Annotated in this window: 20 protein-coding genes; 7 read left to right on the forward strand and 13 right to left on the reverse strand. The window is 60.0% G+C overall.

The window, feature by feature from the left end; translation table 11 throughout:
• The 5 genes from ACESMW_RS12945 to dctP form a co-directional block, all read right to left on the reverse strand.
• On the reverse strand, nt 1-400 hold a 400-nt coding region (locus ACESMW_RS12945), incomplete at its 3' end, for an FAD-binding protein (protein WP_372987437.1).
• Between the two features lie 91 nt (nt 401-491).
• Nucleotides 492-917, reverse strand: a complete 426-nt coding sequence (locus ACESMW_RS12950; RefSeq protein ID WP_372987438.1) for a GlcG/HbpS family heme-binding protein — start codon at nt 915-917, stop codon at nt 492-494.
• Between the two features lie 22 nt (nt 918-939).
• On the reverse strand, nt 940-2,475 hold the full coding sequence (locus ACESMW_RS12955; protein WP_372987439.1) for a TRAP transporter large permease subunit: 1,536 nt from the start codon (nt 2,473-2,475) through the stop codon (nt 940-942).
• Nucleotides 2,472-3,176: a TRAP transporter small permease subunit gene (locus ACESMW_RS12960; protein WP_372987440.1), complete on the reverse strand. Its 705-nt coding sequence runs from the start codon at nt 3,174-3,176 to the stop codon at nt 2,472-2,474. The genes ACESMW_RS12955 and ACESMW_RS12960 overlap by 4 nt, the downstream gene beginning before the upstream one ends.
• 101 nt (nt 3,177-3,277) lie before the next feature.
• A complete protein-coding gene (gene dctP, locus ACESMW_RS12965) occupies nt 3,278-4,414 on the reverse strand; it encodes a TRAP transporter substrate-binding protein DctP (protein ID WP_372987441.1) in 1,137 nt (378 codons plus the stop codon).
• A gap of 265 nt (nt 4,415-4,679) precedes the next feature.
• Between dctP and ACESMW_RS12970 the strand changes: the two genes are divergently transcribed.
• The 6 genes from ACESMW_RS12970 to astE all read left to right on the forward strand — a co-directional run bounded on the left by ACESMW_RS12970 (nt 4,680) and on the right by astE (nt 9,794).
• Nucleotides 4,680-5,456 (forward strand): FCD domain-containing protein, encoded by a 777-nt coding sequence (locus tag ACESMW_RS12970; RefSeq protein WP_113861499.1) that lies wholly within the window; start codon nt 4,680-4,682, stop codon nt 5,454-5,456.
• Nucleotides 5,457-5,492: 36 nt separating this feature from the next.
• Nucleotides 5,493-6,263 carry an ABC transporter ATP-binding protein gene (locus ACESMW_RS12975; protein ID WP_372987442.1) on the forward strand — a complete coding sequence of 257 codons (771 nt, stop codon included), beginning with the start codon at nt 5,493-5,495 and terminating at the stop codon, nt 6,261-6,263.
• Nucleotides 6,264-6,343: 80 nt separating this feature from the next.
• The gene (locus tag ACESMW_RS12980) at nt 6,344-7,099 is read left to right on the forward strand and encodes a transporter substrate-binding domain-containing protein (RefSeq protein WP_372987443.1); all 756 of its coding nucleotides are present in this window, start codon (nt 6,344-6,346) and stop codon (nt 7,097-7,099) included.
• Between the two features lie 48 nt (nt 7,100-7,147).
• Entirely contained in the window at nt 7,148-7,852 is a 705-nt protein-coding gene (locus tag ACESMW_RS12985) for an ABC transporter permease (RefSeq protein WP_372987444.1), read from the forward strand.
• A gap of 3 nt (nt 7,853-7,855) precedes the next feature.
• Nucleotides 7,856-8,578, forward strand: a complete 723-nt coding sequence (locus tag ACESMW_RS12990; RefSeq protein WP_372987445.1) for an ABC transporter permease — start codon at nt 7,856-7,858, stop codon at nt 8,576-8,578.
• 163 nt (nt 8,579-8,741) lie between these two features.
• Entirely contained in the window at nt 8,742-9,794 is a 1,053-nt protein-coding gene (gene astE / locus ACESMW_RS12995; protein ID WP_372987446.1) for a succinylglutamate desuccinylase, read from the forward strand.
• Nucleotides 9,795-10,024: 230 nt separating this feature from the next.
• On the opposite strand, the gene ACESMW_RS13000 is transcribed toward astE, so the two are convergent.
• Nucleotides 10,025-13,051, reverse strand: coding sequence for an efflux RND transporter permease subunit (locus ACESMW_RS13000; RefSeq protein ID WP_372987447.1), 3,027 nt, complete (start codon nt 13,049-13,051; stop codon nt 10,025-10,027).
• On the reverse strand, nt 13,048-14,130 hold the full coding sequence (locus ACESMW_RS13005) for an efflux RND transporter periplasmic adaptor subunit (RefSeq protein WP_372987448.1): 1,083 nt from the start codon (nt 14,128-14,130) through the stop codon (nt 13,048-13,050). Before ACESMW_RS13005 ends, ACESMW_RS13000 begins: the two co-directional genes overlap by 4 nt.
• A 162-nt stretch (nt 14,131-14,292) precedes the next feature.
• Here ACESMW_RS13005 and ACESMW_RS13010 point away from each other — a divergent pair, with 162 nt between their 5' ends.
• Nucleotides 14,293-14,928 carry a TetR/AcrR family transcriptional regulator gene (locus tag ACESMW_RS13010; RefSeq protein ID WP_372987449.1) on the forward strand — a complete coding sequence of 212 codons (636 nt, stop codon included), beginning with the start codon at nt 14,293-14,295 and terminating at the stop codon, nt 14,926-14,928.
• 11 nt (nt 14,929-14,939) lie between these two features.
• Here the strand turns inward: ACESMW_RS13010 and astB are convergent, their stop codons facing one another.
• The 6 genes from astB to ACESMW_RS13040 form a co-directional block, all read right to left on the reverse strand.
• The gene (astB, locus tag ACESMW_RS13015) at nt 14,940-16,280 is read right to left on the reverse strand and encodes an N-succinylarginine dihydrolase (protein WP_372987450.1); all 1,341 of its coding nucleotides are present in this window, start codon (nt 16,278-16,280) and stop codon (nt 14,940-14,942) included.
• Nucleotides 16,281-16,305: 25 nt separating this feature from the next.
• On the reverse strand, nt 16,306-17,781 hold the full coding sequence (gene astD, locus ACESMW_RS13020; protein ID WP_372987451.1) for a succinylglutamate-semialdehyde dehydrogenase: 1,476 nt from the start codon (nt 17,779-17,781) through the stop codon (nt 16,306-16,308).
• A 42-nt stretch (nt 17,782-17,823) separates the two neighbouring features.
• The gene (astA, locus tag ACESMW_RS13025; RefSeq protein ID WP_372987452.1) at nt 17,824-18,957 is read right to left on the reverse strand and encodes an arginine N-succinyltransferase; all 1,134 of its coding nucleotides are present in this window, start codon (nt 18,955-18,957) and stop codon (nt 17,824-17,826) included.
• 28 nt (nt 18,958-18,985) lie between these two features.
• Entirely contained in the window at nt 18,986-20,002 is a 1,017-nt protein-coding gene (locus tag ACESMW_RS13030) for an arginine N-succinyltransferase (protein ID WP_372987453.1), read from the reverse strand.
• A 175-nt stretch (nt 20,003-20,177) separates the two neighbouring features.
• Nucleotides 20,178-21,392, reverse strand: coding sequence for an aspartate aminotransferase family protein (locus ACESMW_RS13035; protein WP_372987454.1), 1,215 nt, complete (start codon nt 21,390-21,392; stop codon nt 20,178-20,180).
• Between the two features lie 94 nt (nt 21,393-21,486).
• On the reverse strand, nt 21,487-22,938 hold the full coding sequence (locus ACESMW_RS13040; protein WP_372987455.1) for an exonuclease domain-containing protein: 1,452 nt from the start codon (nt 22,936-22,938) through the stop codon (nt 21,487-21,489).
• Nucleotides 22,939-23,018 lie beyond the last annotated feature (80 nt).

The raw sequence follows: 23,018 nt of genomic DNA on the forward strand, positions 1-23,018 counted from the left end.
AAAGGCCGTACTGGGCGGCCTCTTCACTGATGGCAAGGTTACGGACACCCGGCTGCAGCCTCGCCGTTCGACCGAGAGGATCGATCTTGATAATCCGGTTGAACTTGGCCAGCGAGAGCACGACCCCTTCCTTGTGCGGCATGGCACCGGCGCACAGGCCGGTTCCGGCACCGCGGGCAACCACCGGTACGTCATTTTCGTGGCAGATACGCATTACGCGTTGTACCTGCTCCACGGTCTCCGGTAGCACCACGAGCATGGGCATCTCACGGTACATCGCGAGCCCGTCGCACTCGTACGGTTTCAGGGTTTCGTCATCAGTGATGACGTATTCCGGATCAATGAACGACCGGAACTGCTCCGCCAGCTGCGCTTTGCTGGCTTTCGGCTTGGTATTCATAACATTCTCTGATTCTGGATATCGTCGAATCCGCGCGAGCGCGGATAACGTGGACGGGCCTGATTGCCCGCCCGTTCAGGTGTGACAGCGCTTACTTGCGTTTGGTTTCGAAATAATCGATACCGGCCTGGGCGCAGTCCATGTCCTGCTGCGGCGTCCCCGAGCTGAGGCCGATACCACCGACTACCTCACCGTTGACGATCACCGGCAGGCCACCGCCGACGGAGCTGATGCGCCCGCCGACTTCCGTGTGGATACCGAAGGCCAGACTACCCGGCGTGTTCACCTTGTTGTAGTCGTGGGTTGCTTTCTTGGCCGCTGCTGCGGTGAACGCCTTGTCCTGGGCAATGGTCACACTGGTGATCTTGCCGCCGTCCATGCGGTCGAACGCAATCAGGTTACCAGACTCGTCAACCACCGCGATGCACATGGGAACACCGATCTCGCGGGCCTTTTCAGCCGCGCCTTCAATCAGGATCCGTGCGTCGGCAATATCCAGCCGATTGATCGTCAACATATCGTTTTACTCCTTGAATTGATTAACCGTAAACCAGCCCTGGCAGCCAGGTGACAATGCCGGGGATGAGAATACACATGAACAGTCCGAATGCCTGGATGGCCAGGAACACCAGGGACGACTTGAAGATCGTGCCCATGGAGATTTCCGGCGGGCATACGCCGCGGATGTAGAACAGCGCGTAGCCGAACGGCGGACTGAGGAACGACATCTGCATGTTCACCAGGTACAGAACACCGAACCAGAGTACGACATCCTCACCGGATACCGGCGGGAACCCGAGCAGACCCGGGAATTCCAGCGCTTCCACGATCGGGATGAAAATCGGAACTGCCAGCAGCAGGATGCCCACCCAATCCAGGAACATGCCGAGAACGACCAGCAGCACCATCAGCAGGAACAGGATGCCGTAGGCCGACAGACCAGTGCCGAGGATGGCGTTGGTCACAAACTCCTGACCACCCTGCAGGATGTAGAAGCCAACAAAGACAGAGGCACCGAACATGATCCACAACACCATGGCGGAAGCCTTGGCGGTGGTCACGGAGGCCTCACGCAGCCCGCCGATGGAGAACTTGCCGTGCATCATGGCCACGATGATCGCGCCGAAGGAACCGATACCAGCCGCTTCAACGGGTGTTGCGATACCACCGAACAGCAGACCCAACACCAGGAAGACCAGAATGAGCGGTGCTATCAGGTTTTTCAGCAGCACCAGCTTTTCCACCAGGGAAATTCGCTCTTCCATCGGGACGGGCGGACCCAGCTTGGGGTTGATCCAGCTACGGATCAGCACATAGGCAATGTAGAGTGAAGACAGCAGGAGCCCCGGAACCACAGAGCCCAGATACAGTTCGCCCACGGATTGCTGCGCCACAACGGCGTAAAGGATGGCGAGGATCGACGGCGGGATCAGGATCCCGAGGGTACCACCGGCCATGATCGAGCCGAGGGCGATCTTGTGGTCATAGCCACGTTTGAGCATCGCCGGCAGGGCGATAATGCCCATGGTGACCACCGCGGCCCCGATAACGCCCACCATGGCCGCCAGGATGGTCGAAGCCAGGATGGTTGCCGTCGCCAGACCGCCGCTCAGGCCGCCCATCCACTTGTAGACCACACTGAACATTTCCTCGATCAGGCCCGCGCGCTCGAGCATCGAGGCCATGAAGATGAACAGCGGTATCGCGGCCAGGTCGGAATTGGTCATCATCGGGAAGATGCGGCTCGGCACGATGTTCAACATCAGCGAGTCACCCACAAGATAGATGAACATGACCCCCAGACCACCGGTCACAAACGCCAGCGGCAACCCCATCATCAGGGCCACGGCGAGGGAACCAAACATCAGATAGGTCAGGGGCCCGATCTTGACGTCGGAAAGACTGCCCGACAGCTTGAACAGGAATTTCTCATCACTGAACGGGTCGTAGAAAAGAATGTTGATCATCTCAACACAAATGACGAATGCCAGCGCCACAGTGGCGGCAATCATCAGCCAGGTGCTCAGCTTACCGACAAGGTTGCTGCCCGGCGCGGTTGTTGTATTTGTGCTCATGCGGTGCGCTCCCGGCCAAGACGGACAAACAGGACGATATCCTTGATCAGTTTGGATATGCCTGAGAGTAAGAGAAGGAATGAACCCAGTACCATCATGCCTTTCACCGGCCAGTACTGAATGCCCCAGGTCTCGACCGTGGTTTCATTCATGGAGTATGAGTTCTGGAAGAAGGTCCAGGAGGTAATCAGCAGTACCAGGGCGAACATGAAGAAGAACATGGAGGTGAAGATATCCATGCCGACCCTGCCCCGTACCGGCAGCAGATTGTACATCACGTCAACCCGTACGTGCGCGCCATGAAGCATCGCGAACGCTCCGGCCAGCAGGTACTGCATTCCCAGCAACAGGAAGCTGGATTCGTGCACCCAGATGGTCGGCATGTTGAAGATGTAGCGCATGACCACTTCAAAGAAATAGAACACGACGGCATTTACCGTCCAGAAAGACACGAACAGACCGGATTTGTCGCAGATCCAGTCAACCACCCTGGTAAACCAGTTTCCCTCAAACTCCAGATAGATCAGCGGATCTTCCTCTTCCGCCTGAAGCTCGCCCGGTGTCAATTCCGGTTCGGCAGTCTCGCCTCCATGGCCACTACTCCACTTGTCCCAGGCCATCATGATCAGCGGCATGACCGCAAGCCAGCCCCAGTAGAACCAGTGCGGCAGTACGAATCCGAAACCTTCAAGATCAGACATGTTGTTGCATCCTCAGCCACAAAACGGGGAAGGCGGAACGTCTCCAGCGGAGCCGTCCCTGTCCTTCCCCCTGTTTCTTTTTTTATTGGTTCAGGAAGGTATTACCGGCCCGGTACACCTTCAAGATCAGACTCATCGATATACCCAACGGTATCGTTCATCATGTACTCGATTTGCATGTCAAAGATGGCACGGGCATCCTCGTCCTTGTTCGCCCACTTGTACCAGATCGGAATGGCTCTGCGACGCCACTCTTTCATATCCTCCTGGCTCAGTCGGGTCACGGTGTCACCCGCTTCCTTGAACTTCTTCATAGCCTCAACGTTGCGCTTCTGGATCGTCAGATAGTGCTTCTGGGAATAGATGCGCACTTCATCCTCAACCAATTGCTGAAGCTTCGGATCCAGGGCATTCCAGGCACGCATGTTGACGGTCAGATCCATCAGATCCACCGGCTGGTAAATAGACATTACGCCGGGAGGTCCGAAGATGATGTAGTCGGTCACCTGGGAGAAGCCCAGTTCCCAGTTCACCGCCGGGCCCACGTAATCGGCTGCGTCGATGGTGCCCTTTTCCAGGGCCGGGAAGATGTCAGAACCCGGCAGGCTCACGGTAGAAGCACCGAACGCCTGAAACACTTCAGAGACCATACCACCGGGAACCCGGAGCTTCAGGCCCTTGAGGTCTTCCAGACTGTTTACCGGAGTCTTGGAGTGAATGATATTTGCGTCGTGCTGGATCGGCCCCACATAGAACAACCCGAACTTCTTGTAGATTTCCCGGGTCTTTTCCAGCATGCCCATTGAGTAGAACATGGTGTCCCACTGGTGCGGCTGATCGGGGCCGCCTGGATAGGACGACAGGAAAACCGAAGCGGGAATCTTGCCGGACCAGTACAGGGTGAACGGGTTCATGCCCTGAAGAACGCCATTACGAACAGAGTCGAACAGGGCGTTGTTGTCGGCGGCAACCGCCTTGGCAGGGAAACACTTGAAGATCAGTTCACCATTGGACTTTTCTTCGATGCTGTTGCACCACTCTTCGAACAGGTCATAACCCACGGTACCGGCATCCCAGACGGACTGGATCTTCCAGGTGGTGGCGGCGTGGGCCTGTCCGGCACCCATCATCATCGCACCGGCAAAGGCGGCACCGACAGCGGCGGTCTTGAGGAAATTGCGGCGAGGTGGGGTCTCACCGGTGTCACAGTTATTACGGATGTGCTTGTTCGAGGTCATCGAGACGTCTCCGTTAGCATTGTTTTTTTAGTCAGCGTCAGGTCTAACGCCGGCGCGCAGGCCGACATTACAAAGATATTCGTAGCCAAATCGCATTTAGTCCAGTCGGGAAACTACTGGTCAGACCAGTTTTTCCTGTATGGTAAATGGACGAATTCCGCTCGATAAGCCATATTTTAGGGGCTTGGGAGCACATTGGTTGACGGACCAATCACGGACAATTACAAGACTCACTGGTCAGACCACGATTCACACAGGCAATCCCATGGCTATTTCTCAGGAAATTTCGTATCGGCTGGAGCGCCTCATCCTCGATGGCGGGCTGGCTCCGGGCCAAAAGATTCCATCCGAACGGCAGCTCGCAGCGCGCCTGCGCGTGTCGCGAGCGATCATCCGCGAAGCCCTGCACGAACTGCAGGGCCGGGGCGTGATCGAAACCCGGCACGGCAAGGGTTCCTTTGTTGCAAGCCTGGTCCCGGAAACCGGCGAGTTCGAAGAACAAAGCCCTCTGATGCAACTTTACGAAGGGCACCCGCGCACTCTCTATGACTTGCTGGAAGTCCGGGAACAGCTTGAGGGACAGGCGGCGTTCCTGGCAGCCCAACGTGCCACCAGTCTCGACCGGCACCGGATTACCAAGGCTTTCCGTGCACTGGAAGACACCGACCCGCTGAGCAACGCCAAGCCGGACCACGGTTTCCATCAGGCCATCGTGGAAGCCTCGCACAACCCGGTGTTGGTGCACCTATTAAGCGGCCTGAAAAGCATGATGCTGTTGACCGTCCATGCGGCAGTTGCCAACCTGAATCCCCGGGAGGAGATGCGCAAGACCATCGTGAGGCAGCACCGACAACTCTATGATGCCATCATGAACTGCAAACCGGCGGCAGCCCAGAAGGTAGCAACCGCCCACGTACGTTTTGTCAGCGACGCGCTGAAAGATATGGAACAGCAGGGAAGCAAGGTGATCCGCGCCCAACTGATGCCGAACGGTCGCAATCCTGATCAATCAGGTATTGATTTCGGCCGTCACAGTCCGTAAAACATGCGCCTTTGAACTAAATCTCAGGAGTCACCCATGGCGGACCAAGCTCCCTTGATCTGCAGGGACATTCACAAGACCTTTGGCAAGCTTGAAGTACTCAAGGGAGTGTCACTGGAGACCCGCAAAGGCGATGTGGTGTCCCTGATTGGCAGTTCCGGGTCCGGCAAGAGTACCTTCCTGCGCTGCATCAATCTGCTTGAGACCCCCACCTCCGGCGACATTATCGTGCACGGTGACCCAATCCGGTTCACCACAAACCGCAAGGGTGAACGGATTCCGGCCGATAACAAACAGGTTGAGCAGATCCGTTCCAAGCTTTCCATGGTCTTCCAGAGCTTCAATCTCTGGTCTCACATGACGGTGCTGGAAAACATCATTGAAGCGCCGGTAAACGTGCTCAAGGTCCCCAAAAAGGAAGCCATCGAGCGCGCCGAGGCCTATCTCCACAAAGTCGGTATCTACGAACGCAAGGATTACTACCCGGCCCAGATGTCCGGAGGCCAGCAGCAACGGGCTGCCATCGCCCGGGCACTCGCCATGGAACCGGAAGTGATGCTGTTTGACGAGCCCACATCGGCACTCGACCCGGAACTCGTGGGCGAGGTGCTGAGGGTCATGCAAGGCCTGGCCGAGGAAGGCCGCACCATGATCGTGGTTACCCACGAGATGGCGTTTGCAAAGGATGTGTCAACTCAGGTCCTGTTTTTGCATCAGGGCGTGATCGAGGAACAGGGATCGCCTCAAAAAGTGTTCGATAACCCTGACTCGGAGCGCATGAAACAGTTCCTGGCTCCCAACTTCTGACACTGAGTGCTATCTTGACCTGTGTCGGAATAAAAATACCTAAAAATAGCCCACAAGGCATAAAACTGGAGAAGTGACACATGAAAAAACTGATCGTTGCAGCAAGTTGTGTGCTGGCCTTGGCCGCCGGCACCGTCCAGGCCAAGGACTGGAAAGAGATCCGCCTCGCCTTCGACGTGCCCTACGAGCCGTTCGAGTACCGCGATGAAAACGGCGAGCTGACCGGTTTCGAGGTCGAGCTGGCCGAAGCCATGTGCGAGGAACTCAAGGCCGAATGCGAATTCGTCATCCAGGCGTGGGATGGCATGATTCCGGGCCTGCTGGCTCGCAAGTACGACGCCATCTTCTCGTCCATGTCCATTACCGAAGAGCGGGCCGAGCGCGTTCTGTTCTCTGACCCGTACTACATCACTCCGGGTGGCTGGTTCGCCCGCGACGGCTTCTCCGCTGACGTCACCAGCAAGGAAGAGATGGAAGGCAAGACCATCGGTGTGCAGCGTGGCACCACCATGGACACCTACGCTACCGAGGAATTCGGCGGCATCGCCACCATCAAGCGTTATACCACCGCTGAAGACATGGTCCTGGACCTGGAAGGCCAGCGCCTGGATGTGGTGTTTGTCGACTACCCGGTAGGCGAGCAGACCATTCTTTCCCAGGAAGGCTTCAAGGAAGTGGGCGAGCCGGTCAAACTTGGCCAGGGCGTGGCTGTTGCCATGCGCAAGCGTGACAAGGATCTGGCCAACAAGGTGAACGCAGCCCTGAAGAAACTCAAGAATGATGGCACCTACGACGCCATCATGAAGAAATACTTCAACTACGACATCAAGATCTAAACTGCCCCGGGGCGGCCCTGTGGCCGCCCCGCTCTACCGGATTTCCCAATGCTCGACCTGAAAGGCTATGGCCCGGAACTGCTTGACGGAGCAGTGGTCACCATTGAACTGGCGTTCCTCTCCCTGGTCCTGGCTCTCACTCTGGGCCTCATCGGCGCCTCCTCGAAACTGTCCGGCAACCGCCTCGTGAGAGGTATCGCAACCTTCTACACCACCGTGATTCGGGGCGTCCCTGACCTGGTGATGATGTTGCTGTTCTATTATGGCGGTCAGGTAGGCGTAAACATCCTCTCGGATTATCTCTGGGACGCGTACGAAATCGATTTTTTCTTCCAGTTCGATCCATTCATTTCCGGGGTGGTCACGATCGGGCTGATTTTCGGTGCCTATATGACGGAGACCTTCCGGGGCGCCTTTCTGGCTGTGGAAACGGGCCAGATCGAAGCGGCAAGGGCCTATGGGTTCACGCGCTGGCATACGTTCCGGCGAATCATGTTTCCGCAGATGCTGCGCCATGCCCTGCCGGGCATTGGTAACAACTGGCAGGTACTGCTGAAAACCACCGCTCTGGTGTCCATCATCGGCCTGACCGATATGGTCCGGGTTGCCGAGGAAGCCGCCAAGGCAGAGCGCATGCCGTTCCATTTCTTCATTCCGGTGGCGGCGGTTTACCTGATTCTGACAGCGGGCTCCGAGCTCTTTATCAAATGGCTCAACAAACGGGCCAATGTCGGCGTGGTTCAGGGGGGTTAAGGCATGCCCGATTTTATTACCCAGTGGCTGGACCAGAATGACATTTTTACCGCCATGACCCTCATGGAATACTGGGATGGCATGGTGAATACGGTGCAGCTGGTATTCCTGTCGTTGGTGATCGGCCTGGTGTTCGCGGTTCCGCTGGCGATTCTGCGCACCTCCAGGAACCCGCTGGTGTCCGGGCCGGTATGGCTGTACACCTACCTGTTTCGCGGCACTCCGCTGCTGATCCAGCTTTATATTATCTACTACGGTATTGCCCAGATTCCCGGCATCCAGGAGACCTTCTGGTGGGAGATTTTCCGGGAGCCGTTCTACCCTGCCCTGCTGGCGTTTGCCCTGAATACCTGTGCCTATACCACGGAGATTATCCGGGGAGCGATTGTGTCGACTCCGCATGGGGAGATTGAGGCGGCCAAGGCCTATGGCATGAACTGGTGGATGCGGATGCGGCGCATTGTGTTGCCGAGTGCGGCTCGGCGGGCGGTGCAGGCGTATTCGAATGAGGTGATTTTCATGCTGCATTCGAGTGCGATTGCGAGTGTGGTGACCATTGTGGATCTAACGGGTGCCGCCCGGAATATTTACTCGCGGTTTTACGCGCCGTTTGATGCGTTTATTTTTGTGGCGCTGCTTTATATGGTGCTGACGTTTATTCTGGTGTTTGCTTTCCGCAAGCTTGAGAATCATCTTTTGCGGCATCAGAGGCCTGTTGGATCTTGAGCCTTTTGATGCCCGACTATTGGAGGAAGGCCAGCCGGGGTTTTGCTTCCCGGGAACCGCTACGAGCACGTCCATGTGCGCTTGTTTCAGGCCATCCTTGGCCTTCAACATTCCCGGGAAGCAAAACCCCGGCTGACCCCAAACAGTCTTCGGGGATTCAACTATGGATGCTTTGGATACACTTTTTGCCCCTGATCCCGATTGGCTTGGGCATACACTCGCTAACGCCTCATCCGAATTGACCCCAGCTTTGACCCGACTTCCGGACGGAACCGACATTATTAGGCCATCCGTCGGAGTCCTTGAGCTTGCTCCGGCGGCCACCCACTCCAACCCCAACCATGAAGCCCTGATCGTCTCTGCCGGAGTACACGGCAACGAGACGGCGCCGATTGAGGTGTTGAATCAGCTCGTAAACGAACTCCTGGCCGGTGAGTGGACGCTCACTTGTCCGCTGCTGCTGATTCTGGGAAATCCCGCCGCCATGGTTGCCGGCGAGCGGTTCATTGACGTCAACATGAACCGGTTATTCGCCGGGGCCCATGGCCGGGACGAGTACCGGGGGCTGCCTGAGGCCGCCCGTGCTTCGGAGCTTGAGCAATTGTGCCGGGAGTTTGCACGGAAGCATTCGGGGCTGGCGTTGAGTCATTACGATCTGCATACCGCGATTCGCCCTTCCCTTCGGGAGAAGTTTGCGCTGTATCCGTTTGTTGAGGGGCGCGAGGTTCCTGTCGAGCAATGTCGGTTTTTGCTGGAGGCGGAGGTGGAGACGCTGCTTTTGCAGCACAAAGCCGGCACCACGTTTTCGTCGTTCACTTCCTCGGATCTGGGCGCGGAGAGTTTTACGGTGGAGCTTGGAAAGGTGCGACCGTTCGGGCAGAACGATCTGGGCCGATTTGCCGGTATCCGGGATGCGCTGCGGCGGCGGTTCAGGGGAGAGCCTGCGCCTGCGCAGTCCAAAGATTCTGAACGCCTCACCATTTTCGAGGTTGTCCATGAGATCCTGAACACGTGCGAGAATTTCCGATTCCATATCCCCGATGACGTCGCCAATTTCACCGAATATGATCCCGGTACGGTGATTTGGGAGGACGATAAGACCTGCTATCGGGTGGGCGAGGTGCCGGAGGCGATTGTGTTCCCCAACCGGGACGTGCCGGTGGGTCAGCGGGTTGGCCTGATGATCCGGGCCAGGGCGAGCAAAGCGGGAACGTGAACATGGGGTCAGATGAAAGCGTTCATCAGACCCCGACCTAACCTGGCGCCAGCCCCCACCCAAAGGGCCTGGCCACCCCAGGGGTCTGAAGAAAGCCTTCTTCTGACCCCAAGTTCAATCAATCCCCAGAGCCAAACCAACCCCAGGGGTCTGATGCAGACTCCGGGGTCTGAAGAAAGCCTTCTTCTGACCCCATCTTCATCCTCCCCCGAACTCAAATCTCCGTCCCCTCAAGCCGGCGCATTCTCTGGCTCCGGCACTTTCTCCCGAACCACCTGCACACAAACCGACGGCACCACCAACAACGTCAGTACCGTTGAAGCCAGCAGCCCCGAGATAATCGCCCAGGCCATGGGCGGCCACAGCGTGCTGCTGGAGAAGGCCAGCGGCAGCAGGCCGGCGACGGTGGTGGCGGTGGTGAGCAGGATCGGGCGGGTGCGTTGTTCAACGGCGCTGCGGACGGCATCTCGTATATCCCTGCCCTTTTCCAGTTCCCGGTCCATGACGTCCAGCAACACGATGGCGTTGTTGACCACGATACCCACCAGGGCGATGACACCCAACAGGGACTGGAAACCGAAAGGCGAGCCGGAGAGGACCAGGCCCGGGAAGATGCCGACGGCGGCCAGGGGTACGGTCAGCAGGATCACGCCCACCCTGCGGAAGGAGTTGAACTGCAACAGCAGGAAGAACAGCAACAGCAGCACGCCGATGGGTGCGGCTTTGAGCAGGGCACCGTTGGCATCACCGGAGCCTTCGGCATCGCCGCCCATTTCCATCCGGGTTCCCTCGGGCAAAGGGTTATTTTCAAGCCCGGCATAAAGGCCATCCAGAGCCTGGCTGAAGCTGTAGTCCTTGATCAGGTTGGCGGTGACCGTGTTCACCGGAACACCGTCTCGAAGATACCGGGCAGCCGGCTCCCAGCTGGTTTCCACGTTAGCCACCGCCGCCAGGGGCACGGCGTCGCCATTGCTGTTGTAGATGTTGACGGACAACAGGCGCGACAGAGGCAACGCGGTACCTTCCCGGGATCTCAAAACCAGCGGAATCGGATCGTCTTCCTGGCGGTAGCGTTCGGCGACCACACCGAAGCTCTGGCCATAAAGGCTCTGGGCCACGTCGGCACGGGTCAGACCATAGCGGGCGGCGGAGGCGTCATCGACGTTGATGGCGATGCTGGGCACGCCGATATCAAGATCATGGCGCACATCCACGGTGCCCGGCACGCCCCGCAAAGTCGCGAACACCTGCTCAACCGCTTCGGTCCGCTTGGCATCGTCGGCATGGTAGATGCGGATTTCCACCGGGGCCGCGCGGGGCGGCCCCTGCCCCAGCACGCCCACGGTGAGGTCCAGCTCGGGCATCTGTTCACTGGCATGGGTTCGCACCCAGCGAACCATGTCGGTGGTATCGGCCAGGGTCGGTGTACGAATGACCAAGCGAGCCCGGTTGGGTGCCTGGGGGGCGCGCTGAAGGTTGTAGTAGAAGCTCGGACCGGTAAAGCCAACGAAACGGTGAACCTCCAGGGCCTCGGGCTGAGTCCGGATGGCCCGTTCCAGCCGAGCGGCAGCCTCGGCGGTGCGGGCCTGGTCGGTGCCTTCGGGCATGTAGAGTTCCACGATCACCCTGGGGCGGTCGGCGTTCGGAAAGAACTGCTGGGCCGTGAACGGCGTCAGTGCAACGCTGATCGCTACCAGCACCGCTCCGGCGGCAATCAATCGTTTCGGGTAGCTCGCCACCAGCCCACCCAGGAACCGGGCCAGTCCGATCAACCGGTCATGATGAACGTTTCTGCGCGGCTTCAGGAATCGGGCCGCCAGCAATGGCACCGCCGAGATTGCCAACAGGTAGCTGACGGATAGCGTCAGCATGATCATCACCGGTACGCCACGGGTGAAATCTGCGGCACCACCTTTGGATAGCAGCAAGGGTGCGAATGCGGCCAGGGTGGTGCCGGTGGAGGCACCCAGAGGCCCGGCCAGTTCACTCACCGCCTTGCGCAGGGCATCCAGCCTGCGCATACCCTGGTCGAGGTGGCCCTGGATGTTCTCCACAATGACGATGGCGTTGTCGATCAGGATTCCCAGCGAGATTACCATGCCGATAACCGCCACCTGGTGCAGCACACCGCCGCCCAGGTCGTACAGGCCGATGCTGATCATCGCCACCATCGGGAGGATGGAGGCCACCAGCAAGCCCATGCGCAAACCCATGCCGGTGAACACCACGCCGACAATGATCAGGACCGACAGCACCAGGCTCCAGGCCAGGTTGTCCAGCCGTTCTTCCACCTTGTCCGGCTGGAAGAACATCTCCCGGATCTCGTAGGGGGCGAAATCCGGTCGCAATTGTTCAATCCGCTCCCGCACCTGTTCACCAAAGCGGATAGCATCCGTGGTGCCCTCCTCCATGATCAGGGAAACCAGCACCACCCGTTCACCGTCGTACCAGGTTTCAGGCTGGCGCGGTTCGGCGGGGCCCCGCCAGACGTCGGCGGCAGCCGCCAGCGGCACCTGGGAGCCATCGGGCAGTTCTATCGGTGTGGCGCGGATGGCATCAATATCGGCGAATTCACTGTTGGGCAGGACCGACAACCGTCGGCCGTCCACAACGACAAATCCACCAGGGATGGTCTGGTTCCGCCTTGCCAGGGTATCGAGCACCCGGGAGGGAGAGATGCCCAGGCGGAACAAGGCGGCATCATCCAGGGCCAGGGTAATCTGCTCGTCGGCGTCACCGTCCAGTTCGATGCGGGATACACCGGGGATATCGGCCAGATTGCGTTTCAAGCGCTCGGCGACCGCGGAGAGCTCGGTCACTGACGGCGAGCCCCCGACAGCCAGCACGATGGCTGGGATATCGATCAGGCGGTCGTCCAGGGCCATCTGCCCCACGTCATCGGGGAAATCCCGCCTGGCCCGTTCCATAGCCTGCCGCACCCGGTCCCAGGCCGGATCGGTATCGTAAATGTGATCTTCCAGCCGCAGCCTGACCAGGGCCACCCCGGTACGGGCCGTACCCTGGCTGAATTCCACTTCCTCCACCTGGCGCAACTCATCGGCCAGGGGCTGCAGAACCAGCCGCTCCACTGCCTCGGCACTGGCACCCGGGTAGTTCACCGTGATCAGCCCCGCCCGGTAGGGGAAGGAAGGATCCTCCTGCCGGGGCATGGTGCTGTAGGCGGCAATCCCGAGCAGGCACAGCATGGTCACCACCATGCCCAGCAGTCGCTGGCCGTTCAGCAGCCGGCGGGTCATCGCCGGATCTCCACGGTATCGCCGTCCGCCAGCCGCGTCATGCCGGCATAGACCACCTGATCGCCCGGCTTAAGGGCTTCGGAGCGGACGGCCACCTGTTCACCGACAATACTCTGAACCTGCACCGGGATACGATCGGCCCGGTCATCGCGCACCCGGAATACAGTGGTACCACCGGGATCCCGGAGGACCGACAACAGGGGCACTGTCATTGCCGGGACGCTGGTTGGGGTGATACCCACTTCCACCGGCTGCCCGGGCTCCAGGGACGCTTCCGGCAGGCTGACCAGTACCGGGTGCAGTTCGCCCCGGATCGCACTGCCCTGGGCAATCTCGACCACCGATCCCGTCACCGCGGGCAGATTCCGGTCATGGACCGCCCACACCGGCAACGTTTGCCCGAGGCTGACGTGGTCCAGCAGATAAGCCGGCACCCGCACTTCCACTTCCCGGCCGCTGGGAGACGACAACCGCATGACCGGCTGACCGGCAGCCACAAACTCGTCTTTCTCCACCAGCAGAGCTTCAATGCGGCCGGCGAAGGGTGCCTTCAGGGTGCTCTCCTCCAGCAACCGCATGGCCTCCGCCAGGGAGGCCTCGGCCGTCGCGACACTGGCTTTCAGGCTGTCCCGCCGGGCGGCAAGTTGTTCCAGTGCCTGCTCCGAGACCACGCCCCGCTCATGCAGGCGGCTGGAACGCTCCCACTCGCGCGCCGCCTGTTCGTACTGGGTCACCAGTTCTTCGAGCCGGGCCCGGGCCGAATCCGTGGCCGGTTCCAGGGCGGGATTATAGACGCGGGCCAGCACGTCCCCGGCCTTCACGCTTTCACCCAGCTCAACGGAACGCTCCCTGAGAGTACCGCTGACCTGGAAGGTCAGGGTCGCGCGCTGCGCCGCCTGAACGATACCGGAGAAGCGCAGGGGCAATTCCTCTTCGAGTCCGCCGGATACCTCTGCAACACGGACGGAAACAGCGGTGGGTTTCGCGTCCGGTGACACCTCGCCGGCCTTGCAGCCCGCCAGCAACAATGAGAACAGCGCAACGGGAACGACCGCTGCGACAAGTCGATGCATTTTCATAACCGATCCTTCCATCCCTGTCTTCGGATGGGGCAATCGCATCCCTGGACTGCCCCGCCCAGTTTTCAGACATAATGTCATTCTTTGACATTTTGTCAATAATCGGTTCTTATCGCGTTTCAGGTATCATGACCTGGCTGTTTGAACCAACGGGAAAGCCCCATGAGTGAACCACTGAAATCCCGCCGCGAACGCGAAAAGCAGGCCCGCTACGACGCCATCCTGGACGCCGCGGAACTGGTGTTTTCAGAGAAGGGGTATGACAAGACCTCGATGGATGACATCGCCCGCACCGCCAGCCTGAGCCGTGCCCTGCTGTACGTGTACTTCAAGGACAAGGCAGCGATTCAGCGGGGCATCATGTTGCGGGCGGGCCAGAGCCTGGTGAGCCGGTTCGAGGAAGCGCGGAAAACACAGAGCAAGGGGCTGGCCCAGATCCGGGCCATGGGTGAGGCCTATTACCGGTTCTACCAGGACGAACCGGACTACTTCTCGGCCCTGACCAAGGCTTCCACCGCCATGGCGGATGCCGACGAAATCCAGGCACACGAGATGCTCTGCTCCAAGAACGGGTTGATGGAGCTGATGGTGGGCGCCATCGAGCAGGGGCTTGCCGATGGCACCATGAGCCGGGAACGGATTCGAGATCCCCTCGAGACCGCGCTCTACCTGCGCGGTGCACTGCACGGGGTGATTTTGCTGTGCCAGGCGGAGATGGCCGAGGGCACCAGCGATTTCTCCGCAGATACCCTCATCCGGCACACCATGGACATGCTGACCTCGTCGATCAGTGCCTGAGTCCCGCAACCTCAAAGCTGGAAGTCGTAGATCGAGCCGAGCCCCAGAATGCCGGTGAGCTCATCCAGCGCCTTGCGCACCTCTTCCAGCAACATGGGATCGCCCAGATCCTCCACGGACAGCTCATCCCGGTAGTGGGCTTCCACCCAGGTGGTCAATCGCTCATACAACTGGTCCGTCAGGATCACACCCCGGTTGATTGCCTTGAGCTCATCGTCGGTCAGCACCACCCGCAATCTCAGGCAGGCCGGACCACCACCGTTCCTCATGGACTGTTTGACATCAAACACTTCCACCGAGGTAATCGGGCCGCCAGAGGCCACCAGGGAGTCCAGGTACCGGCTGACCGTGGTAACTTCCCGGCACTCTCCCGGGACTGCCAGCAGCATGCCGTCGGGCGTATTCAACAGCTGACTGTTGAACAGATAGGAGGCGACCGCATCCTCGAGGGGTACGTCGTCGCTGCTGACGCGGACCGTTTCCAGCTCTGCCCCGGAGAGACGGGAGCGGATATCTGCCAGCACCCGCTCCTCCTCCAGGAACGCCATCTCGTGGTAGAACAGGGTGTTGCCATTGCCCACGGCGATGACGTCATTGTGGAACACGCCGGCATCAATCGCCGCCGGGTTCTGCTGGGCAAACACCAGGTTACGGTCCCGCAGGCCATGCAACCGGGCAATCGCCTGTGACGCTTCCAGAGTCTGCCGCGCCGGGTATCTTTGGGGCGCCGGGGCCTCCTCATTGAAGGCAACCTGGCCGTAAACAAACAGTTCCACGCCGGGCTCACCGTAACCGCCGCACAGCCGGGTGTGATTGGCCGCGCCTTCATCCCCGAAATGACTGACCGACGGCAACGCCGGGTGATGGGCAAAATAGCTTTCGTCGCTGAAGATGGCTTTCAGGGCGCGACCGGTCACCGCATGCTCGATGGACCGGTGGAACTTGGCGCTCAGGTTGGCGGGGGTGAAATGCACCCGGGGATCCGCGGTATCGGCACTGGGCGAAACCGTTGCGGCGTTTGCGGTCCACATGGGCGATGCCGAGGAAACCGCCGCCAGGAGTGCTGGCGCTTCAGCCGCTGCTTTCTTGAGAATGTCCCCATCGGAGCCCGTGAACCCGAGCGCCCGCAGGGTCGGAAGATGTGGCCGCTCGTGGGGTGGCAGGATGCCCTGAACGTAGCCCCGGTCGGCCAGCTGCTTCATCTTGGCCAGACCCTGGAGCGCCGCTTCCTTCGGATTCGAGACAGATCTCACATTGGACTTGGAGGCGACATTGCCCCAGGACAACCCGGCGTAGTTGTGCGTGGGCCCCACCAGGCCATCAAAGTTTGCTTCCACCGCGTGTTGGCTCATGCTTCGCTTCCGCTTCCGTCAGTCATCAGTCAAAGGTCAGGCCCGGCGCCAGGCTTTCGGGCAGTTCGCTCTTGCGGGCCTCCAGGGAGGCCATAGGCCAGGCACAGTAATCGGCAGCATAGTAGGCGCTCGGGCGATGGTTGCCGCTGGCGCCCACACCGCCAAAGGGGGCGGCGCTGCTGGCACCGGTCAACGGCCGGTTCCAGTTCACGATGCCGGCCCGGATCTCTTCCACCAGCCGGTCGTAGAGCTTTCGATCATCCGACAGCAGGCCGGCTGACAGGCCATAGCGGGTATTGTTGGCCAGCTCCAACGCCTCATCGAAGCTCTTGTAGCGATAGACCGTGAGCAACGGACCGAAGAATTCCTCATCGGTCAGATCCAGGCCGGTAGCGTCGACAATGCCCGGCGACAAGAGCCCGGTCTCCGGCTTCAGCTGCTTCATCTCCAGCAGCGACTTGCCGCCCTGCTCCAGCATGCTTGCCTGGGCCGCCAGCAACTTGTCCGCCGCTTCCACGGAGATCACCGAGCCCATGAAGGGCTGGGGATCGGCATCGAACTCACCAACCTTGATCTTGCCGGCCACCTCCACCAGGCGGTCCAGGAACTGGTCTCCCTTCTTGCCCTTGGGCACGAGCAGGCGGCGGGCGCAGGTGCAACGCTGCCCTGCTGACAGGAACGCCGACTGGAGGGCATGGTGGACCGCGCCATCGACATCCGCCACATCCTGGACGATCAGCGGGTTGTTGCCGCCCATTTCCAGGGCCAGGATTTTTTCGGGCTGGCCGCTGAACTGCTGATGCAACAGGTGACCCACGGTGGAGCTGCCGGTGAAGAACAGGCCGTCAATCATGGGGTGGCTGGCCAGGGACTTGCCGGTTGCCGCGGCGCCCTGCACCAGGTTGATCACGCCATCGGGCAGCCCGGCCTTTTCCCAGTATTTGACCGTCATTTCCGCCACGCCCGGGGTCAGCTCGCTGGGTTTGAACACCACGGTATTGCCCGCCAGCAGGGCCGGCACAATATGACCGTTAGGCAGATGCCCCGGGAAGTTGTAGGGGCCGAACACCGCCACCACGCCGTGGGGCCGGTGCCGCAACACGGCATGGCCGCCGGCTACGTCGGACTCGCTGTGACCGGTACGTTCGTTGTAAGCCTTGATGGAAATCGCCACCTTGCCAATCATGGCGGCCACCTCGGTGCGGGATTCCCACAACGGCTTGCCGGTCTCAAGGCCAATCTGGTGCGCCAGGTCCTCCTTGTGCGCTTCCAACTGGTCACGGAACGCCTCAACCACGGCCTGCCGCTCGGCAAAACTCTTGCGCTGCCATTTCACAAACGCATTGCGGGCTTCACGGACGGCGGCATCGACGTCTTCCAGGTTGGCGCCGGTACCGTCCCAGACGGTTTCACCGGTCACCGGTTGAATGGATTCGAAGGGCAGACCGTGGCCGGTCAGCCATAGTCCGTCGATAAAGATTTCACCTGTCAGATTGGCCATGGTCATACACCTCCCGGTCCTGGAGTTCCTGTCATCCGCGCCTCAGTCCCACGAGGAATGGCTGCGGTACTTCTTGATCCTGCTCTGGGATAGTTCATCAGTATTTTCGCTTTCCCTATGGGAATGAATGGGCCAGAAACCGCCTTCTTTCAAGAGTGCCAGGCGCACTGAATCCCCGGATTGCACCTGCAACGCCTCGGCCACCTCCGGTGGCATCCGGACGGTCTCGGGGCCGATGTACTTCGCCGGCATCGTGGTCACCCGGAAGTCCCGGAACGAGCGGTTTGAAACCATCACCCGTTCCGCCGGCGGCGCCTCCAGGCTCATGGGTTTGCTGGTGACCAGGACATAGCGGTTCACGCTCTCGCGGATGGTGCGGATATTGTGCACAAACGCCTCCACCACCGGGCCGCCATCAAAGATGTCCACCAGACCGTTGAAGTTGAAGCCCTCGGCCTGCAGCATCTTCAGCGCCGGCACGGTATTCTCGTGCACCCGGCCAATGACCGCCCGCGCCGAGTCCGGCAACATCGGCACGTAAATGGGGTACTTGGGCATCAGTTCGGCGATGAACGACTTGTTGCCGAGCCCGGACAGCTTGTCCGCTTCGCTGAATTCCATATCGAAGAACTTGGCCCCTAGCGCATCCCAGAGCGGGCTCTGACCGTTCCGGTCTGAGACGCCCCGCATCTCCGCAAACACCTTCTCGGAGAAGTGCTTGCGGAACTCGTCCAGGTACATGAACCGGCAACGGGACAGCAGCAGCCCGTTGCCGCCGCCCTTGTAGTCATCCGACAGCAACAGCGAGCAGATCTCACTGGTGTCGGTCATGTCGTTGGACAGTTGCAGGGTTGGCGTGCGCACGTGCACACCGAGCTCTTTCGATGCGTTGACGGTGAGGCTCAGCCGGTAGTTATAGAACACTTCGTCCAGCCCGACCCGGGCCTCGATCCCGCTGATGCCCACGGCCTTGCCTGTGGCGGTATCCTCGAGAGCAAACAGGTATAGCCCGGCTTCCGGCGCACAGCGCTGATTGAAGGTTTCCCGGGCATGATTGATCTTGCGTTGCAGCAGCTCACGATCCGCTGGCAGGGTGGTCAGGCCCTTTCCTGCATTGAGCGCCATGGTGTAGAGATCGTCGAGGTCGTTTTCCTGCAGTGGCCGGATTACCAGCATGGTCGGGCCTCCTGTTTGCGATTCCGAATCATAGTGGCGCGATCCTTACCGTGTCGCCGGCGCTCTTGTTGAGCAGCTGCCAGGTGCGTACGGGAACTCTTGCTTTCCCTTCGAGGTTGACCGCCACCGGCGTCAGGGCGCAGCGGAAATCATTGCCTTCTCCCGCAGCGATCAGGCAGGTTTCCCCGGTATCTTCATGGCTGCCATGCAGTTCCTTACGATCGCTGGTGACCAGTGTCCGCAGGCTGTCGGTGCGGGCCTCGAGCACCGGGCCGGCATCGAAGATATCGAGATAGCATCCGGCATGGAAACCTTCCCGCTGCAGCAGCTCCAGGTTTGGGACCGTCAGCTTGTGCGGCTGACCCAGCGCTTCCTGGGCCCTGGCGCTGAGAAGGGTGACGTAGATCGGATTGGGTGGCATCAGTTCAGCAATGAAGGTCTTGCTGAGGGTTCCGGAGTACTGATCCGCAGCCTGAAAATCCATGTTGAAGAAGTGGCGGCCCAGGCTGTCCCAGAATGGCACGCTGCCATCATCCTCCTGAATACCCTGGATCTCGACGACCATGCGGTTGCTGAACCATGGCCGGTTTTCGGCGATGAACATCAGGCGGGCGCGGGACAGCAGTTCGAAGGCGTCGGTGGTTCGCAGTTCGGGTTTGATGGCGAAGGAGCACAGCAGGCTCTGGTCGGTCAGGCCGTGGCTGGGGTACAGCACTTCGACGCGGCGGGAGACGCCCAGTTCGTGGGAGGCGTGGATGAGGGCGTCGCGGCGGTAGTTGTAGAACGGCTGGCCGTTACCGGCGCGGGCGTCGATGCCGGCGGTGCCGAGGATCTCGCCGGTTTCGGTGTTTTCGAGGACGAAGAGGAATCTCGGGGGTTCTTCGGCGTTGGTTTTGCCGGCGAAGGAGTCCTGGGAATGGCGGATTTTGCTGGCCAGGGCTTCCTTCTGTTTCGGGAGCGTCGAGGACAGTCTCGCGCCTTGAGTGCCTGCGATTTCCAGGATCGATTCCAGATCAGCTGGGGTTGCCGGACGGACTAGCCACATATCCAATGCCTTTTTACTCCTGAGCTTGCCGCTAATATTGCGGTGCCTGACCGGCCAGTGACTGCTAACGCTTCCCGGGAACCGCTACGAGCACGTCCATGTGCGCTTGTTTCAGGCCATCCCTGGCCTTCAACATTCCCGGGAAGCGTTAGCAGCCCCTGCCCTGATTCTGGAGTCAGGCCGTTACTTTCTGAACAGCTTTTTCAAACCGCTCCAGCGCTTCTTCAATATCTTGATCCGGGATGATCAGGGACGGCGCCAGGCGGACAACGTTTCCGCCGGCAACGAGCACCATCACGCCTTCATCCAGACCCGCATTCAGGAAGTCCTTGGCCTTGCCCTGCCATTTTTCAGTGAGCACGCAGCCCAGCAGCAGGCCGGCACCGCGGACTTCGCTGAAGATTCCATAACGCTCGCCGATGTCCATCATACCTTTGCGAAGTTTGTCGGAACGGGCTTTGACGCCTTTGAGGATTTCCGGCTGGCTGATGGTGTCGACCACTTTCTGGGCCACTGCGCAGGCCAGGGCGTTGCCGCCGTAGGTGCTGCCGTGGGTTCCGACGCCGAGGCTGGCGGCGATTTTGGCGGTGGTGAGCATGGCTGCTACCGGGAAGCCGCCGCCGAGGCTTTTGGCGCTGGAGAGGATGTCCGGGACGACGTCATACATTTCGTAGGCGTACAGATGGCCGGTGCGGCCGACGCCGGTCTGAACTTCGTCGAAAACCAGCAGGGCATCGCTCTCGTCGCACAGTTTGCGCAGGCCTTCCAGGAATTCCTGATCGGCGGGCATGACGCCGCCTTCGCCCTGGATCGGTTCAACCACGACGGCGCAGGTTTTCTCTTTGGAGATCAGGGCCTTAACCGAGTCCAGGTTGTTGTACTCGGCGTGACGGATGCCGCCCGGAGCCGGTTCGAAGCCTTCCAGGTACTTGGGCTGGCCGCCGACGCTGACGGTGAACAGGGTCCGGCCGTGGAAGGAGTTCTTGAACGAGATGATTTCGTTCTTCTCCGGGCCGTAGTGTTCCCACGCATAGCGGCGGGCCAGTTTGAAGGCGGCTTCGTTGGCTTCGCCACCGGAGTTGGCGAAGAATACCCGTTCAGCGAAGGTGAGGTCGCACAGGGTCTTGGCCAGGCGCAGGGCCGGTTCGTTGGTCATGACGTTGGACAGGTGCCAGATTTTCTCGGCCTGTTCCTGGAGTGCGCCGATGAGCCCGGGGTGGCAGTGGCCGAGGCAGGTTACGGCGATGCCACCCTGGAGATCCACGAACTCACGACCTTCCTGGTCCCAGATGCGGGAGCCTTCACCGCGCACCGGAATGATGCTTCCGGGGGCGTAGTTGGGCACCATGACTTCATCAAACAGTTCGCGGGAAACGGGCTCTTTGTTCATAAATCTCTCTCAGCGGGATCTAAACCTTTAACATAGCAGGCAATGTTTCAGATTCGCACTAGGTACGAGTGCGGACCGTTCCATAATACGCCACTCAGGGCATAAGAACATCCGGTGTGCCAGTGGCCGGAAGTTCGATCAGGCGCGGTGATTTACTGCCTCGCCCGAGAAGTGTCTTGATCAACAGTTTGTACGAATCGAGGTCAAAGGTCACTGACTGCCCGCGCAGGGAGAGGTCGTGGAGTTCGTCTTCGTGGTGAACGGTGGCGACATGTATCCAGTTGTAGACCACCAGGATGTCCGTCCGCCCTGTTTTCTCGTTGCGCTCGACAATGCCGACCGGTCCCGGCCAGGGCCAGGTTGCCAGGCGCAGGCCATGGAAGGCGATCTGCATCCGCAGGTTGTAACGGACAACATCTTCCTCCCCTTCACAGGCACCGTTGCAACGGCCGAGGGTGCGCTGGAAGCAGGCACCTTCGTGCTCCGACTCCAGGCCCAGCAGCTGGTTGCACAGCTCGTTTTTGGCCGCGATGCCGCTGAGAGCGCGCTCGGCATCCCGCTTGCTGCGGAACAGTCCGAAATAGTCCCCGAGCCGGTGCGGTTCGATCTCCCGCACCAGCCGCGCCTGCAGGTAGCCGGATTCGTTGGTTGTCAGCTCGATGCTGACCAGGTTCTTCGCCGCCCGGGACCGACGGTTGAACATGGGCTTGAGGCCCTTGATCTGCTTCAGCTCCAGCATCAGCGCACCAAGCTCACCGGCGGTCTCCGTCCACTCGACCCGCCGCAGGCTTTCCGACATCCGCACGCCCCGGCTGGAGTTGTGGTCCCCGGAAAAGTGGGACGCGACCCGCTGGGCAATGTTGGCGCTCTTGCCGACATAGAGCAACACGTCGTTTTCACCGTAGAAGCGGTACACGCCCGGTACCCGCGGCAACTCATCCATGATCCCCGGCGGCAGGTTCGAGGGTACGCTGGGCTTATGCAACAACTCCCGGATGGCGTTCTCCATGTGCTCGGCGCCATGCTCGTTCCGGGCGTGCTCGAAAAAAGCCAGCATGGCCGATACATCTCCCATGGCCCGATGCCGCTGCACCTGCGCCAGGCCATGACGGACAATCAGCGCATCCATGTTGTGGCGCCGGAACTCCGGATACAGCCTTCTTGAGAGCTTCACCGTGCACAGCACCCGTGCCGAGAACATCCTGCCCAGCCGCCGGAACTCGGATTTAATGAAGCCGTAATCAAATCGCGCGTTGTGGGCCACAAACACACAATCCTTCAACTGCGCTTCCAGCTCGTCGGCCACCTCCGCAAACAACGGCGCCTCCGCCACCATCTCATTGCTGATGCCGGTAAGCCGTTCAATAAAGGGGGAAATCCTGGTTTCCGGGTTAAGCAGTGTCTGCCACTCTCCGACCACCTCCCCGGCCCGCCAGAACCGGATGCCGATTTCGGTTATGCGGTCATGGGACGAATTGCCCCCGGTGGTTTCAATATCCAGAAAGGCAAAGGTGTTGTCTGTAAGGCATGTACTTTGGGAGGTCATTGCTCACCATTACGACGAAAGGTCAACTGCAGATGTCTGTATATCAACGAAAATCAACTATAGACATTCGTCTAACTAAT

The organism is Marinobacter sp. (assembly GCF_041690455.1).
In the GTDB taxonomy this organism is placed as follows: domain Bacteria; phylum Pseudomonadota; class Gammaproteobacteria; order Pseudomonadales; family Oleiphilaceae; genus Marinobacter.